Origin of the sequence: Cupriavidus sp. D39 (assembly GCF_026627925.1) — a bacterium.
GTDB classification, from domain to species: Bacteria; Pseudomonadota; Gammaproteobacteria; order Burkholderiales; family Burkholderiaceae; genus Cupriavidus; species Cupriavidus ulmosensis.
This window is the reverse complement of the sequence record NZ_JAPNLE010000009.1, coordinates 5,139,303-5,153,506: the sequence shown is the minus strand read 5'-3', so window position 1 is coordinate 5,153,506 and position 14,204 is coordinate 5,139,303. Positions and strand designations below refer to the sequence as shown.

Annotated in this window: 16 protein-coding genes and 3 tRNA genes; 4 read left to right on the top strand and 15 right to left on the bottom strand. The window is 63.1% G+C overall.

Translation table 11 applies throughout. From position 1 onward, the window contains the following. Positions 1–32 precede the first annotated feature (32 nt). Positions 33–644 (top strand): hypothetical protein, encoded by a 612-nt coding sequence (locus tag OMK73_RS36120; protein WP_267606202.1) that lies wholly within the window; start codon positions 33–35, stop codon positions 642–644. Positions 645–704: 60 nt separating this feature from the next. Here OMK73_RS36120 and OMK73_RS36115 read toward each other — a convergent pair whose 3' ends face one another. Together OMK73_RS36115 and OMK73_RS36110 are read right to left on the bottom strand one after the other, a co-directional pair. After that, complete coding sequence (locus OMK73_RS36115) at positions 705–1,022, bottom strand: hypothetical protein (RefSeq protein WP_267606201.1); 318 nt, start codon at positions 1,020–1,022, stop codon at positions 705–707. Positions 1,023–1,314: 292 nt separating this feature from the next. Continuing rightward, entirely contained in the window at positions 1,315–1,566 is a 252-nt protein-coding gene (locus tag OMK73_RS36110) for a hypothetical protein (protein WP_267606200.1), read from the bottom strand. 38 nt (positions 1,567–1,604) lie between these two features. Between OMK73_RS36110 and OMK73_RS36105 the strand changes: the two genes are divergently transcribed. Both OMK73_RS36105 and OMK73_RS36100 read left to right on the top strand, forming a co-directional pair. Next, the gene (locus OMK73_RS36105) at positions 1,605–1,736 is read left to right on the top strand and encodes a hypothetical protein (protein ID WP_267606199.1); all 132 of its coding nucleotides are present in this window, start codon (positions 1,605–1,607) and stop codon (positions 1,734–1,736) included. A 61-nt stretch (positions 1,737–1,797) separates the two neighbouring features. Beyond that, complete coding sequence (locus OMK73_RS36100; protein WP_267606198.1) at positions 1,798–1,974, top strand: hypothetical protein; 177 nt, start codon at positions 1,798–1,800, stop codon at positions 1,972–1,974. Here OMK73_RS36100 and OMK73_RS36095 read toward each other — a convergent pair. Continuing rightward, positions 1,965–2,168 carry a hypothetical protein gene (locus tag OMK73_RS36095; protein ID WP_267606197.1) on the bottom strand — a complete coding sequence of 68 codons (204 nt, stop codon included), beginning with the start codon at positions 2,166–2,168 and terminating at the stop codon, positions 1,965–1,967. The genes OMK73_RS36100 and OMK73_RS36095 overlap by 10 nt on opposite strands. A gap of 32 nt (positions 2,169–2,200) precedes the next feature. On the opposite strand from OMK73_RS36095, the gene OMK73_RS36090 reads away from it, so the two are divergent. Then, positions 2,201–2,725 (top strand): DUF1643 domain-containing protein, encoded by a 525-nt coding sequence (locus tag OMK73_RS36090; protein WP_267606196.1) that lies wholly within the window; start codon positions 2,201–2,203, stop codon positions 2,723–2,725. A 304-nt stretch (positions 2,726–3,029) separates the two neighbouring features. On the opposite strand, the gene OMK73_RS36085 is transcribed toward OMK73_RS36090, so the two are convergent. From OMK73_RS36085 to OMK73_RS36030, 12 genes are all read right to left on the bottom strand, one after another. Then, positions 3,030–3,106: transfer RNA gene (locus OMK73_RS36085), tRNA-Pro, on the bottom strand. A gap of 56 nt (positions 3,107–3,162) precedes the next feature. Beyond that, positions 3,163–3,594 (bottom strand): MerR family transcriptional regulator, encoded by a 432-nt coding sequence (locus tag OMK73_RS36080; protein ID WP_267606195.1) that lies wholly within the window; start codon positions 3,592–3,594, stop codon positions 3,163–3,165. Positions 3,595–3,718: 124 nt separating this feature from the next. Beyond that, positions 3,719–4,135, bottom strand: a complete 417-nt coding sequence (locus tag OMK73_RS36075) for an integration host factor subunit alpha (RefSeq protein ID WP_267606194.1) — start codon at positions 4,133–4,135, stop codon at positions 3,719–3,721. A gap of 69 nt (positions 4,136–4,204) precedes the next feature. Beyond that, the gene (pheT, locus tag OMK73_RS36070; RefSeq protein ID WP_267606193.1) at positions 4,205–6,652 is read right to left on the bottom strand and encodes a phenylalanine--tRNA ligase subunit beta; all 2,448 of its coding nucleotides are present in this window, start codon (positions 6,650–6,652) and stop codon (positions 4,205–4,207) included. Between the two features lie 71 nt (positions 6,653–6,723). Further along, positions 6,724–7,755, bottom strand: a complete 1,032-nt coding sequence (gene pheS, locus OMK73_RS36065; RefSeq protein ID WP_267606192.1) for a phenylalanine--tRNA ligase subunit alpha — start codon at positions 7,753–7,755, stop codon at positions 6,724–6,726. Positions 7,756–8,074: 319 nt separating this feature from the next. Continuing rightward, the gene (rplT, locus tag OMK73_RS36060) at positions 8,075–8,431 is read right to left on the bottom strand and encodes a 50S ribosomal protein L20 (RefSeq protein WP_006163216.1); all 357 of its coding nucleotides are present in this window, start codon (positions 8,429–8,431) and stop codon (positions 8,075–8,077) included. A 27-nt stretch (positions 8,432–8,458) separates the two neighbouring features. Further along, positions 8,459–8,656 carry a 50S ribosomal protein L35 gene (gene rpmI, locus OMK73_RS36055; RefSeq protein WP_006575466.1) on the bottom strand — a complete coding sequence of 66 codons (198 nt, stop codon included), beginning with the start codon at positions 8,654–8,656 and terminating at the stop codon, positions 8,459–8,461. A 170-nt stretch (positions 8,657–8,826) separates the two neighbouring features. Beyond that, positions 8,827–9,348: a translation initiation factor IF-3 gene (gene infC, locus OMK73_RS36050; RefSeq protein ID WP_081488948.1), complete on the bottom strand. Its 522-nt coding sequence runs from the start codon at positions 9,346–9,348 to the stop codon at positions 8,827–8,829. 45 nt (positions 9,349–9,393) lie between these two features. Next, the gene (gene thrS, locus OMK73_RS36045) at positions 9,394–11,301 is read right to left on the bottom strand and encodes a threonine--tRNA ligase (protein WP_267606191.1); all 1,908 of its coding nucleotides are present in this window, start codon (positions 11,299–11,301) and stop codon (positions 9,394–9,396) included. Positions 11,302–11,716: 415 nt separating this feature from the next. Next, positions 11,717–11,793, bottom strand: a tRNA-Val gene (locus tag OMK73_RS36040). A gap of 76 nt (positions 11,794–11,869) precedes the next feature. After that, positions 11,870–11,946 (bottom strand) — tRNA-Val (locus OMK73_RS36035). Between the two features lie 21 nt (positions 11,947–11,967). After that, the gene (locus OMK73_RS36030) at positions 11,968–14,190 is read right to left on the bottom strand and encodes a RelA/SpoT family protein (protein ID WP_267606190.1); all 2,223 of its coding nucleotides are present in this window, start codon (positions 14,188–14,190) and stop codon (positions 11,968–11,970) included. Between the last annotated feature and the right edge of the window lie 14 nt (positions 14,191–14,204).

Genomic DNA, 14,204 nt, shown 5'->3' with positions numbered 1-14,204 from the left:
GCCCCCCAACGCGGCCTGCGCGCAATACCCCGGTGAGCATCGGCCGCAACGGCATCCTTATCAAAAACACGGGCACCAAGCTGGATGCCACTGTCGACGCCGCGCGGATCGCTACCCGACGCGCGCGCCCGGCCGAGCAGCCGGGTACGATGTACACCTCGGCGCCGTGCGCTGGCGTGGCCTACTCGCTGAGCAAGAAGGAGGAGCGCGAATGGATCCGCCGAGAGCCTATGCCCTCCCACGCCGCACTTACGCCCCAACGGACCGAAGTTTCGGCGCGTCGCTCAATAGCTGCGCTGATCACCCCCGCGCTTGTCCTGATCATCCCGACGTTCGCGCTGGTCGCCACGTTCCGTGCGCTGGTCGCCGCGCCCTTCCTGCCGGTAGCCACTGCCCTGATCATAGCGACCCGGCCGCGAATCGCCAGGCGCCCATACGCAGCCACCAAGTGCAACTGCGACCAAAACCAGAGGCAAATTCCGAGTACGTTTCATAGCACTCTCCTCGTCGAACGCTCCCAACACTGGAGCCACAGTTTGAAGTCTAGGACACCGGGTGCTGGGCTCTGCGGCCGTGTGATGGACACCACCCTGCTGCTGGCCGAGCCAGGCGAGACGTTCATGCTGCCGGCCACGCCGGTGTGAGGGTGCGGCCGGTGGCCGTGGCGCTGTCGGTGGCGCAACCTGCGGAGGTGATGCAATGGGCTATCTGCCGGATAACAAGCCAGCCACTGTCACAAATGCGGAAACGATAGCTATACCGAAGGCCCATTTGGAAATGCGGAGTGCTTGTCGCGCAGTCTCGGCTTGGTCTAGCGCTGCTCCCGCCGCCTGTTCCGTCGCCAGAAGCGCCCGATCCTCGCGTATCTCCGCTCGCTGGCCGTCGATCCTCTCGAGATACGCCCGAGCGTACTCTAAACGCCTGTCGCCGAACGTGTGGTGCTCTACGTACTGCCGGAATTCGTCCTCGCTGTGTTTAGCAATCCAATCGAGTATTTCGGCATCGGTTTCGAAATTCGCCATGGCTCGCCCCCTATCGCTCCAGAGGATCGTAGCATGAGCGAGATCGAGCCATACCCGAGGTTCGCCAAGCGGGATCCCCAGAACGAGCGCCTATGCATGAGCGGTTGCCACCATATGCACCACGTTACCTGGGCATGCGTCATTGAACCCTGCTACGGCTGGCGCTACCCGGTGACAAAAGTCGGCAAGAAGGCCACTGGCCGCCTACGCGACGGCGTGCAGCACACGATAGCAATCCGGACGCTCGAGGTGGCTCGGCATGAACTCGGACAAAGCTCTTTCCCACGTAGCTCTAGCTCGCACCGTCCTCAGCATCAATGAAGCCCAATGGGTGCGTCCTGTCCTTCATGTTGACGGCGACGATGACGGAGCTATGCGGCACAAGAATCGTGGAGCCATTTTTCTGCAGCTCGACCATCGCGCCACTTGCATCAAATCCATCACAGAACACCTGGCTCCATTCATCCATTCGGCTGTGTTCTTGGAACACCACGTTGGAAATATTTCGCCAGTGCGAGCCAGAAAGAACCACGAACCAATTCATGACGAGCTCCTGCAGTGGAAGATCAAGGAAATCCTAGCATGACCAAAGAACGCCCCATCCTCTTCAGCGGCGCCATGGTGCGCGCCATCCTGGACGGCCGGAAGACGCCGACTCGGCGTGTGGCGAAGGGCTTCCCTGGGGCTGCTCGCGCCGGACGGGTTCACGCCTGAGTATGTCGCGGATCCCGCTAACTCATTGTGCTCCCGCTGCAAGCCTGGCGACCGCTTGTACGTGCGCGAGACATGGGCAGCGGGACCCGGCTACAACGAGGGCGAGAACCATGCCAATGCGGGTTCCCCGGTCTCTGCCGGGCGCTGGGCATTCTCGGCGCTCTGGAACTCCACCGGCGGCGACTGGGATGCCAACCCTTGGGTGTGGGTGGTCAAGTTCAGGAGGATTCAACTGTGAGCATCGACCCACTCCTTTGCCCATGCGATCCCTGCCGCGACCGCCGTCTCGAACGACGCGTAGTAACCAAGTGGCTCAGAACCCTCAAGGATCCGACCATCTTTCTCAACGGCACCCGTTGCTTCGAACATCCCATCAACCAGTGGTTTCGCGAAGCCGCGAACTGTGTATTCGTTGTAGCTTTCGATGGCCATAGCGCTCCCCAAACGTTCCTAAGGCTTCCAGTATGAAGCACCTAACCACGCAGAGCATCGACGGCGAGGCCGGTGCGATCCTATCCGACTGCGAGCAGTACCGCTACCGCCTCTGGCGCGAATGGGACGCCGCCCGGCCGGCCCTGGGCTTCATCATGCTCAACCCGTCCACCGCCGATCACCAGGTCAACGACCCGACGATCACCCGCTGCCTGCAGCGCGCGCTGGCCAGCCGCCGCTATGGCCGCCTGGAGGTGGTGAACCTGTTCCCGTTGCGCTCGACCGACCCGGACGGCCTGCTGACGCACCCGGCGCCGCTTGGCTGCGTGGACACGGCCAACGGCTCGATCATGGATGCACTGGACCGCTGCTCGCTGGTGATCTGCGCCTGGGGCGCGCACAAGGCGGCGCCGGCGCGCGCGGCGGAGGTGCTGCGCATGGTCAGGATGTGCGGCCGCGGCGCCCTGCTCCACCAGCTCGGGCTGAACCAGGACGGGAGCCCGAAGCACCCGCTATACATCGCAGCCAAAGTTCGGCCGCAGCCATACAAGATATGAACAAAGCAGCACAACGCATGATTGGGACAACCCGGCAAGACTGGGAGCAGAAGCCGCTGGACACAAGATGGATGAGCGAGCAGGACCTGCATCGACGCCCTGCAGGTCTCTGGCGCCCATGCGGACCGCGCAACAACCGAGGGATATATTAAACAGCGCGACGTGCCGGTTTCAACGATGCCGGTTTCAAGGGCATTTACACCTTGCCGCTGCTTAATTGGATGTCATCCGGCTAAACGATTTAAATCGCTACCCGGCAGAAAGTAAAAAACCCGCACAGCCAATGACTGTGCGGGTTGTGTACTGGTCGGGGCGAGAGGATTTGAACCTCCGACCACCTGCACCCCATGCAGGTACGCTACCAGGCTGCGCTACGCCCCGAAAGAAAAAGATTATATCAGAAGCTTTTTGAAAATGGCTAGTCGTTAGTGCACTTTTTATTCGTGCTTTGCGATCTGTTGAAGCTGCGCGAGCAGGTGCTGCACTTCCACCAGTTCGTTGCGCAGGTTGCTGAGGTCGAGCGAAAAAACCGGCGCTTCACCGGCGGCCTCCGCAGCCAGCGCTTGCTCGTCTTCGGCGGCTGCATGGCTGTGCTGTCGCCCTTCGTCCAGGCGATTGCGCGCGCCATTGATCGTGAAGCCCTGCTCGTACAGCAAGTCGCGGATGCGCCGGATGAGCAGGACTTCGTGGTGCTGGTAGTAGCGCCGGTTGCCGCGCCGCTTGACGGGCTTGAGCTGCGTGAACTCCTGCTCCCAATAGCGCAGCACATGCGGCTTGACGGCGCAAAGCTCGCTGACTTCACCAATGGTGAAGTAGCGTTTGGCGGGAATCGGCGGCAACAAAATGCGTTCGCTGGATCTTTCCGACATACGGTGAATGGGCGGGCTTCAGGCCGTGCCGGGAGAGGTTGTGGTTTTCGCGCGGGCTAGCGCGCGAACAAGCGTGATACACGAAACAAGCAGGATAACGAGTCGTCGTGCTGCTGGCAAACGATCAGCCGGGCACCGCTACCAGGCCGGCACGCTCTTCCACCAGGCCCTTGAGCTTCTGGCTGGCATGGAAGGTCACCACGCGTCGTGCCGTGATGGGAATGATCTCGCCCGTCTTGGGATTGCGGCCGGGACGTTGCGGCTTGTCGCGCAGCTGGAAATTGCCGAAGCCGGAGAGCTTGACGCTGTCGCCCTGTTCCAGCGCTTCGCGAATCACGTCGAAGAAAGCTTCGACCATGTCCTTGGACTCGCGCTTGTTGAGACCGACCTGGTCGAACAGCATTTCAGCGAGCTCGGCCTTGGTGAGGGTCGGTACTTCAGCGGCGCGGGCGTCGGACGTATCGTCGTCGAGTGAGGCGGCCTGGCGGTCGCCTGCTTCACCCATTGCAGAGGCCATGAGATACGCGTGTCGATCGTTCATTGTCATTCAGTGTGGCGATCCGCCCGGATGCGGAAGTCCGGGCGCTCCATTGTCATGTCAGCTGGTGGATCAGCCGCGCATCCGCGCCTGGAATGCAGCGCTGGCGGCTTCGACCATGCAACGCACCGCACTGTCGACGGTTTCGTCCTGGAGGGTCGCCCCAGTATCTTGCAAGGTCAGGCGGAACGCAAGGCTTTTCTCGTCCGCGCCGATGGCCGCCGAAGCCGCCTTCGGGCGGAACTCGTCGAACAGCACCAGGCTCTGGCAATAGCGGGCCAAGCCTTGTTTTTCCAGGGCCTCGCGCATGACGTCGAGCAGATCCTGCACACGCACCGACTGCTTCACCACCAGCGCCAGGTCGCGCACGGCGGCCGGGAACTTGGAGATTTCAGTGTAGCCGGGTAGGCCGACTTCACGCAGTGCCTGCAGGTCCAGCTCGAACACCACCGGCGCTTGCGCCAGCTCGTACTCCTGCAGCCAGCGCGGATGCAGCTCGCCGATCACGCCGGCCACCTTGCCGTCGATCACCACTTGTGCGGCGCGGCCCGGATGCAGCGCCGGGTGCGATACCGGCTCGAAGCGCGCCACGCGCGGGAACAGCAAGGACTCGACATCGCCCTTGACGTCGAAGAAGTCCACCGGGCGGGTGGCAATGCCCCACTGCTCCTCGAAGGCCGGACCGTAGGCAATGCCGCCGGCAACCATCGGCTGGTGATAGCCAGCCACCGTCAGGCCGCCGTCGGCGACCGTTGCGTCGCGATGGAACACGCGGCCCACTTCGAACATCCGCACGCGCGATGCCTTGCGGTTGAGGTTGTAGCGCACCTTGTCGAGCAGGCCGCCGATCAGCGTGGAACGCATCACCGCCAGCTGGCTGGCGATCGGGTTCAGCAGGCGGATCGGGTTGTCGTTGTTGGCAAAGTCACGCTCCCACTTCTCTTCAACGAAGGCGAAGTTGATCACCTCCTGGTAGTCGCACGCGGCAATCGCGTGGCGCACGGCATGGGTCGAGCGGCGTGCTTCGTCGGTCGGGCGCATCTCGCTTTCGGCGATCGGCGGACGTGCCGGGATGCGCTCGAAGCCGTAGATGCGGGCCACTTCCTCGATCAGGTCTTCCTCGATCTCGAGGTCGAAGCGATAGCTCGGCGGCGTGACCACGAACACTTCGCCGTGCGCGCCCTGCTCGCGTGTGAACGGTAGTTGCAAGCGCTGGAACACATCGGCGATGACCGCCGGCGACAGCTCGATGCCGAGCACGCGCTCGGCGCGCGCCACGCGCAAGCGCACCGGCTTGCGCTGCGGCAAGTTGACGACCTGGTCGTCGACCGGGCCGGCCTGGCCGCCGCAGATCTCGAGGATCAGCGCGCTGATACGCTCGATATGCTCAACCGTGGTGGCGTAGTCCACGCCACGCTCGAAGCGATGCCCGGCATCGGTCGAGAAGTTGAAGCGGCGCGAGCGGCCCTGGATGGCTTGCGGCCACCAGAAGGCGGCTTCCAGGTAGATGTTGGTGGTGTCCAGCGTCACGGCGGTGCTGTCGCCGCCCATGATGCCGGCCAGGCTCTCGATCTCCTTGTCGTCGGCGATCACGCCGACCTGCTCGTCGAGCTCCACGGTATTGCCGTTGAGCAGCTTGAGCTGTTCTCCCTTGCGGCCCCAGCGCACATCCAGCCCGCCGTGGATCTTGTCCAGGTCGAACACGTGCGACGGACGGCCGAGCTCCAGCATCACGTAGTTGGAGATGTCGACCAGCGCGGAGAGGCTGCGCTGCCCTGCCCGCTCCAGGCGCTGCACCATCCATGCCGGCGTGGCCGCGTGCGCGTTCACGCCGCGGATCACGCGGCCGGAGAAGCGGCCACACAGGTCGGGCGCCGAAATTTTCACAGGCAGCTTGTCGGCCAGCGTCACAGCCACCGGCTTCATCTCCGGCAAGTGCAGCTGGGCGCCGGTCAGCGCGGCAACTTCGCGCGCCACGCCGTGGATCGACAGGCAGTCGGCCTTGTTGGGGGTCAGCTTGATGACGAAGACCTGGTCATCGAGGTCCAGGTACTCGCGGATGTCCATGCCGATCCTGGCATCTTCGGGCAGCAGCATCAGGCCGCCGTGGTCTTCCGACAGCTTGAGTTCGCGCGCCGAGCAAAGCATGCCGTAGCTGTCCACGCCGCGCAGCTTGCCCACCTTGATCTCGAACGGCTTGCCGCCCGCCTCTGACGGCGGCAGCACCGCGCCGACCAGCGCGCACGGCACCAGCACGCCGGGCGCCACGTTGGGCGCGCCGCAAACGATCTGCAGGGTCTCGCCGGTGCCGGCATCGACCTGGCAAACGTTGAGGCGATCCGCGTTGGGATGGCGCTCGGTGGAGAGCACGCGCGCCACCACCACCTTGTTGAAGGGCGGCGCAACGGGGCCGACCTCTTCCACTTCCAGCCCGGCCATGGTCAGGCTGTGCGAGAGCGCATCGGTGGAGATCTTGTCGGGATTGACGAAACTGCGAAGCCAGGATTCCGAGAATTGCATGGCGCTTCTGATCCGGTAAGTATTCTGTTCTGTGGTGTCGGTGACGATGTGCTCTGGCGCGCGTGCGCGCCTCAGGCGAACTGGCGCAGGAAACGCGCGTCGCCTTCGAAGAACAGGCGCAGATCGTTGATGCCGTAGCGGAGCATGGTCAGGCGTTCAAGGCCGGAACCGAAGGCAAAGCCGATATAGCGCTCGGGGTCCAGGCCCATATTGCGCAGCACGTTGGGGTGCACCTGGCCCGAGCCGGAAATCTCCAGCCACTTGCCATTGCCGAAGGCCATGTCGATTTCCGCCGACGGCTCGGTGAACGGGAAGTACGAGGGGCGGAAACGCACCTGGATGTCATCGCGCTCGAAGAACTTGCGCAGGAAATCGGTGTACACGCCCTTCAGATCCGCAAAGCTCACGTCGTCGCCGATCCACAGCCCTTCGACCTGGTTGAACATCGGCGAGTGCGTGGCATCGCTGTCGACGCGGTAGGTACGGCCCGGGCAGATCACCTTGATCGGCGGCATCTCGCGGCCCTTGTACTTCTCCACGTGCATGCGTGCGTAGCGCACCTGCATCGGGCTGGTGTGGGTACGCAGCAGCAGCAGCTTGCCTTCGCTGTCGCGGCCGTCCACGTAGAAGGTGTCCTGCATCGAACGGGCCGGATGGTTGTCCGGGTTGTTCAACGCGGTGAAGTTCATCCAGTCGGTTTCGATCTCGGGGCCATCGGCCACGTCGAAGCCGACCGAGCCGAAGATCTGCTCGACCCGCTCCCAGGTACGCATCACCGGATGCAGGCTGCCGCGGGCAACGGCCCGGCCCGGCAGCGTGACGTCGATGGCCTCGGCGGCCAGCCGCGCGTTCATCAGCGCATCGGCCAGCGCCTGGCGGCGCGCCTGCAGCGCGGCCTCGACCTGCTGCTTGGCCTGGTTGATGCGCGCGCCTTCGCTCTTGCGCGTTTCCGGGTCGAGCTTGCCGAGGCTCTTGAGCAGCTCGGTAAGCGCGCCGGTCTTGCCGAGAAAGCGGGCTTTCTCGTTTTCCAGCGTGGCGTTGTCGTTGGCTGCAGCGAAGGCGGCCTGGGCGTCGGCGACGATTTGATCCGGATCCAGAGACATGGCGGCGGTCGGCGATAAATTTGGCGTCCGGGTCACGCTGGGCCCGGGCGTGGGTTGGCACTAGGTGCGATGTGGGTGCAGAGTCCGCGCGGCACCGGGGGCGGCGCGGGCTTCGTTTCGGATGTCGTCTACGATGCAAAACGGCATTCGAAATAAAAACGGGGCTCGGTGAGGAGCCCCGTTTCTGCAGGTCCGGCTGAATCGCCGTCGCGGCGACGAGCGCTGCTCAGGCAAATTCAGCGGAAATGCTGTCGACCTTGCGGTCGGTGCTTGCCCGGGAAGCCACGCCAGACACTAGCGCGGCGCCCCGGAGCCGGCATCAGGCAACGGTGGCTTTCACCTGGTTGACGATGGCGGCAAAGGCAGGCTTGTCATGGATAGCCATGTCCGACAGCACCTTGCGGTCCAGCTCAATCGAAGCCCGCTTCAGGCCGTTCATGAACACGCTGTAGGTCATGCCATGCTCACGCGAAGCAGCATTGATACGCGCAATCCAGAGAGCGCGGAATACGCGCTTCTTGTTGCGGCGATCGCGGTATGCGTACTGGCCAGCACGCATGACCGCCTGCTTGGCGATACGGTAGACGTTATTGCGGCGGCCGCGGAAACCCTTGGCAGCGACGATGACTTTCTTGTGGCGGGCCCGTGCAGTGACCCCACGTTTTACTCGAGGCATGTAATGCTCCTTTCGTTTTCGTTAGGGTTATGCGTAAGGCATCATTGCGCGAACGGACTTCAGGTTCGTCTCATGGACGTCCTGGGTGCCGCGCAACTGGCGCTTGTTCTTGGTGGTCTTCTTGGTCAAGATGTGACGCTTGAAGGCTTGGCCACGCTTGAACGAACCATTCGGACGCGCAGTAAAGCGCTTGGAGGCGCTTTTCTTGGTCTTCATCTTCGGCATGAAATACTCCAGCTTCTATGACATGCATGCAGGTGGCCAGCTGGCGCCGACACTTGCAAAACCCGCATCCACTTATTGTTGCGCTAAAGCCGCGTGCGGCCTCTGCGCTGCTTTCGCACGACGCCGCGCCCGGAGGGATTCCCCTCCAGGCCGCAGCGACGCGCAAAATCTTACTTCTTCTTCTTGGGAGACAGCACCATCACCATCTGGCGGCCTTCCATCTTCGGCATCTGCTCGACCTGGCCAACTTCTTCCAGGTCCGCCTTCAGGCGTTCGAGCACGCGCGCGCCGATTTCCTGGTGCGCCATCTCACGGCCGCGGAAACGCAGCGTGATCTTGGTCTTGTCGCCGTCTTCGAGGAAGCGCTTCAGGTTGCGCAGCTTGACGTTGTAGTCGCCATCATCCGTACCCGGCCGGAACTTGACTTCCTTGACCTGGATGATCTTCTGCTTCAGCTTGGCGTCGTGCGCGCGCTTGGCTTCCTCGTACTTGAACTTGCCGTAATCCATGATACGGGCAACCGGCGGCACCGCTGTAGGAGCGATTTCCACCAAGTCCAAGTCCTTATCCTCAGCCAGGCGGAGCGCGTCCATGAACTTGACGATGCCGAGCTGCTCGTTATCAACCCCGACCAGGCGCAATTCGGGTGCGCTGATTTCGCGATTGATGCGATGACCTTTGTCTGTAGCGATGTTGCGTTACCTCAAGAAGACAAAAAACAAGCCGTGCTCATCCCATCAGGCTTTGCTGGCAACGTCCTGTTGCAGACGCTCCACAAACGCGGAAACGGGCATAACGCCCAGATCCACGTTGCCACGGGCACGCACGGCCACTTGACTGGCATCCCGTTCTTTGTCGCCCACTACCAGGAGGTAGGGAATCTTCTGAAGGGAATGCTCGCGGATTTTATACGTAATTTTCTCGTTACGCAAATCCGCCTTAGCCCTAAATCCTTGTTTTTGCAGCAGTTGCACGACGTTTTCGGCATATTCCGCCTGCGAGTCGGCAATATTCAACACCACGACCTGCTCCGGCGCCAGCCGAGCAGGCAGCGCGCCGGCATGGTTTTCCAGCAAGATGCCCAGGAAGCGCTCGAAAGAGCCCAGGATGGCCCGGTGCAGCATGACCGGGCGCTTGCGCGAGTTGTCTTCCGAGACGTATTCGGCATCCAGGCGCTCCGGCAGCACCAGGTCCAGCTGCAGCGTGCCGCATTGCCAGGACCGGCCAATGGCGTCCTTGATATGGTATTCCACCTTGGGGCCGTAGAAGGCGCCCTCGCCCGGCAGCTCTTCCCACTCCACGCCGCAGGCGCGCAGCGCCAGGCGCAGGCCTTCCTCGGCATGGTCCCAGACCTCGTCGGAACCGGCGCGCTGGTCAGGGCGCAGCGACAGCTTGACGGCAATGTCCTTGAAGCCGAAATCGTCGTACACGGAGAACGCCAGTTCGTTGAAGGCCTTGGCCTCCGCAACGATCTGCTCTCCCGTGCAGAAAATGTGCGCGTCATCCTGCACAAAGCCGCGCACACGCATCAAGCCATGCAGCGCGCCCGAGGGCTCGTTGCGATGGCAGGCGCCGAACTCGGCCAGGCGCAGCGGCAGGTCGCGGTACGAACGCAGGCCGTGATTGAAAATCTGCACATGGCCGGGGCAGTTCATCGGCTTGATCGCGTAGTCGCGCTTCTCCGACTCCGTGACGAACATGTTCTCCTTGTAGTTCTGCCAGTGACCCGACTTCTCCCACAGCGAACGATCCATCACTTGCGGTGTGCGCACTTCTTCATAGCCAGCCTGCGTCAGGCGGCCGCGCATGTACTGCTCCACCGCCTGCCACACCTGCCAGCCCTTCGGGTGCCAGAACACCATGCCCGGCGCCTCTTCCTGCAGGTGGAACAGGTCGAGCAGCTTGCCCAGCTTGCGGTGGTCGCGCTTCTCGGCCTCTTCCAGCATGTGCAGGTAGGCTTCCTGGTCTTCCTTCTTGGCCCAGGCCGTGCCGTAGATGCGCTGGAGCATCTCGTTCTTGGCGTCGCCGCGCCAGTAGGCGCCAGCCACCTTCATCAGCTTGAAGACCTTGAGCTTGCCCGTGGACGGCACGTGCGGGCCACGGCAGAGGTCGACGAACTTGCCTTCGCGGTACAGGCCGATCTCCTGGTCCTGCGGAATCGAGGCGATGATTTCGGCCTTGTACTTCTCGCCCATCGATTCGAACAGTTTCACGGCTTCATCGCGGCTCCAGACCTCGCGCGTTACCTTCTCGTCCTTCTTGGCGAGCTCGGCCATCTTCTTCTCGATGGCAACCAGGTCCTCGGGCGTGAAGGGGCGCTTGTAGGCGAAGTCGTAGTAGAAGCCGTTCTCGATCACCGGGCCGATCGTCACCTGCGCCTCGGGATACAGCTCCTTGACAGCGTAGGCCAGCAAGTGGGCCGTCGAGTGACGGATCACATCAACGCCGTCGGCATCCTTGTCCGTGACGATGGCGAGAGCTGCATCGCGCTCGATGAGGAAGCTGGTGTCGACCGTCTGACCATCCACCTTGCCCGCGAGGGCAGCCTTGGCCAGGCCTGAGCCAATGCTCTGCGCCACTTCGGCGACCGTCACCGGGCCGGGGAATTCGCGTCGGGAACCATCCGGCAGCGTGATTGCGATCATCTTGCACCTCATCAGAATTCCACCCGCCGGCGCCGTTGCGCCGGCAAGCGAATAAAAAGCATCTTGTAGCGCCGGGCTCATGCCACTTTGTCAAACCAGCATGGACCCGGCAGCGGGGACTTCGCTCGGATCCACCCACGGGCGATCGAGCAGGATAGCAGGGAGCCAAGAAGCGACAGACGAAAAAAACGCAGCCAAGGCTGCGTTGTTTTTCGATTCAACCCCAATCCACCGGGTCCGAAGGCGCACCTCGACTACTGTCGCTAATTAGCGGTAGTAGTTCGCTGTGTCTTGAACATGGCGCCTTTTCCGTTCCAGGTTATCGGGATCAACCGGACTGCTTCGGTACTGCTTGATTTACTGCTTTTACCACTACTGCTTTACCACTTACTGCTTACTGCTTACTGCTATGCGTTGGTAGGCTCGATTGGACTCGAACCAACGACCCCCACCATGTCAAGGTGGTGCTCTAACCAGCTGAGCTACGAGCCTATGGTACTGCTTGAACGGTACTGCTTAAACTCTACTGCCGAAGTCCTGCTGCAATGACTTCTTACTGCTTGTTCGTTGGTAGGCTCGATTGGACTCGAACCAACGACCCCCACCATGTCAAGGTGGTGCTCTAACCAGCTGAGCTACGAGCCTACGGAGAACGAAAGTATAGCATCACTTTCTTTTCGCCTGCAAGACCCCCACCACATCTTCGATCAAACCGAGTGCGCGCTGCAGTTGCGTGGCCTCCGAAACCTCGGCGGTGAACTGCATCCGCGCGACGCCTTTGCTCGATAGCGTCTTCACGCCGGTGACGTTGATCTTCTCGCGCGACAGCACTTCGGAGATGTCGCGCAGCAGCCCTTGCCGGTCGATCGCCTCCACCTGGATGTCGACCGGATACACGGCATCGCTGCGCTTGCCCCACTCGGTATGGATCACGCGCTCCGGCGCGCGCGCCGAGAGCTGCCCGAAGGTGTGGCAGGTGCGGCGATGAATGGAGACGCCGCGCCCGCGCGTGACAAAGCCCACGATCTCGTCCGGCGGTGCGGGTTTGCAGCATTTGGACATCTGCGTGAGCAGCGAATCCACGCCCACCACCAGCACGCCGCTCTTGGCGCCGCGCGCCACGCTGGTGGCGCGGCTCTTCTTGGTGACGGCCTCTTCCTCGCTCTGCACCACCGCGGCTTCGCCCTCGGGGTGCCGCAGCGCCTGCTCCACATGCCGCAGGCTGAACTCATCCTTGGCGACCGCGGCGAACAAATCGTCCGGCGTCTTGAAGCCGAGCCGCGTGGCAAGGTCATCCAGGTTGACCGCGGTCTTGCCCTCGCGCTGCAAGGTCTTGTCGATCAGCGCGCGGCCTTGCGACATGGTCTCCTGCGAGTCCAGCGCATTGAACCAGGCCCGCACCTTGGCGCGCGCCCGTGGGCTGGCCAGGTAGCCCAGTTCCGCGTTGAGCCAGTCGCGCGATGGCCCGCCCTGCTTGACGGCGATGATGTCCACCGTCTGCCCGTTCTTGAGCGGCGTGTTCAGCGGCACCATGGTGCCATCCACGCGTGCGCCGCGGCAGCGATGGCCGAGGTCCGTATGCAGGTAATACGCAAAATCCACCGGCGTGGCGCCCTGCGGCAGCGCCACCACGCGCGCCTGTGGCGTCAGCACATAGATGTGGTCGTCGATGGCCGCGTGCTTGAGCTGCTCCCACGGCGACTCGTCGTGCGCCACCGAATGATCGGCGTCGTCCTTCCACGCCAGCAGCTGGCGCAGCCAGGCGATCTTCTCGTCGTAGCGCTCGCTGGCGGAGAACTGGCCACTATAGCCCTTGCTGCCCGCTTCCTTGTAGCGCCAGTGCGCGGCCACGCCGTACTCGGCGAAGTGATGCATCTCCTGGGTGCGGATCTGCACCTCGAAGGCGCGCCCGTCGTCGCCGATCACCACCGTGTGCAGCGACTTGTAGCCGTTCGACTTGGGCCGGGAAATATAGTCATCGAACTCGCGCGGGATCGGCTGCCAGATATGGTGCACGATGCCCAGCACGGTGTAGCAATCCTTGATGTCCTCGACGATCACGCGAAACGCGCGCACGTCGTAGAGATCGGCAAAGTCGAGCTCCTTGCCGCGCATCTTCTTCCAGATGCTGTAGATATGCTTGGGGCGCCCGCTCACCTCGGCACGGATGTCGGCCGATGCCAGCTCGGACTGCAGCCGCGCGATGGCGCTGGCGATATAGCCTTCGCGCTCGATGCGCTTTTCGTCGAGCAGCCGCGCGATGCGCTTGTAGGTGTCGGGTTGCTCGAAGCGGAAGGCCAGGTCCTCCAGCTCCCACTTCATCTGCCAGATCCCCAGCCGGTTGGCCAGTGGCGCGTAGATGTCCAGCGTTTCGCGCGCGACGCCCGGCAGCGGCTGCGCCTTGACCTGCGCCAGCCAGCGCAGCGTCTGCAGGCGCGAGGCGAGGCGTACCAGCACCACGCGGATGTCCTGCGCGAAGGCCAGCAGCATCTTGCGCAGCGCCTCCACCTGCTCCTGGCGCGCGGCGATTTCGTCCTTGGTGGTCTCGGGCGCGCCGCTGTGGCCCACCGCGATCGCGCCGATGCGCAACAACTGCCGCACGCCCTTGACGAGCCCCGCCACCTCTTCGCCGAAGAGCGGCTCGATTTCCACCTCGCTGCCAGGCACGAACGCGGCCAGCGCAAACAGGCAGGCCGCCGCGCGCGCAGCATCATCGACGCGCAGGCCATCGAGAATGCGCAGCATGCCCTCGGCATGCGAGAGCACGGTTTCGCCGGTGGGCAGCAACGCGGCGCTGCCGCGCTCGCGCACGAACGCCAGGGCGCGCTCCACCAGCCCGGCATCGGGCGTGCCGGCAATCTGCCCGGTCAGGTCAGTCGACGTCACCATCTCGCTGCCCCGGC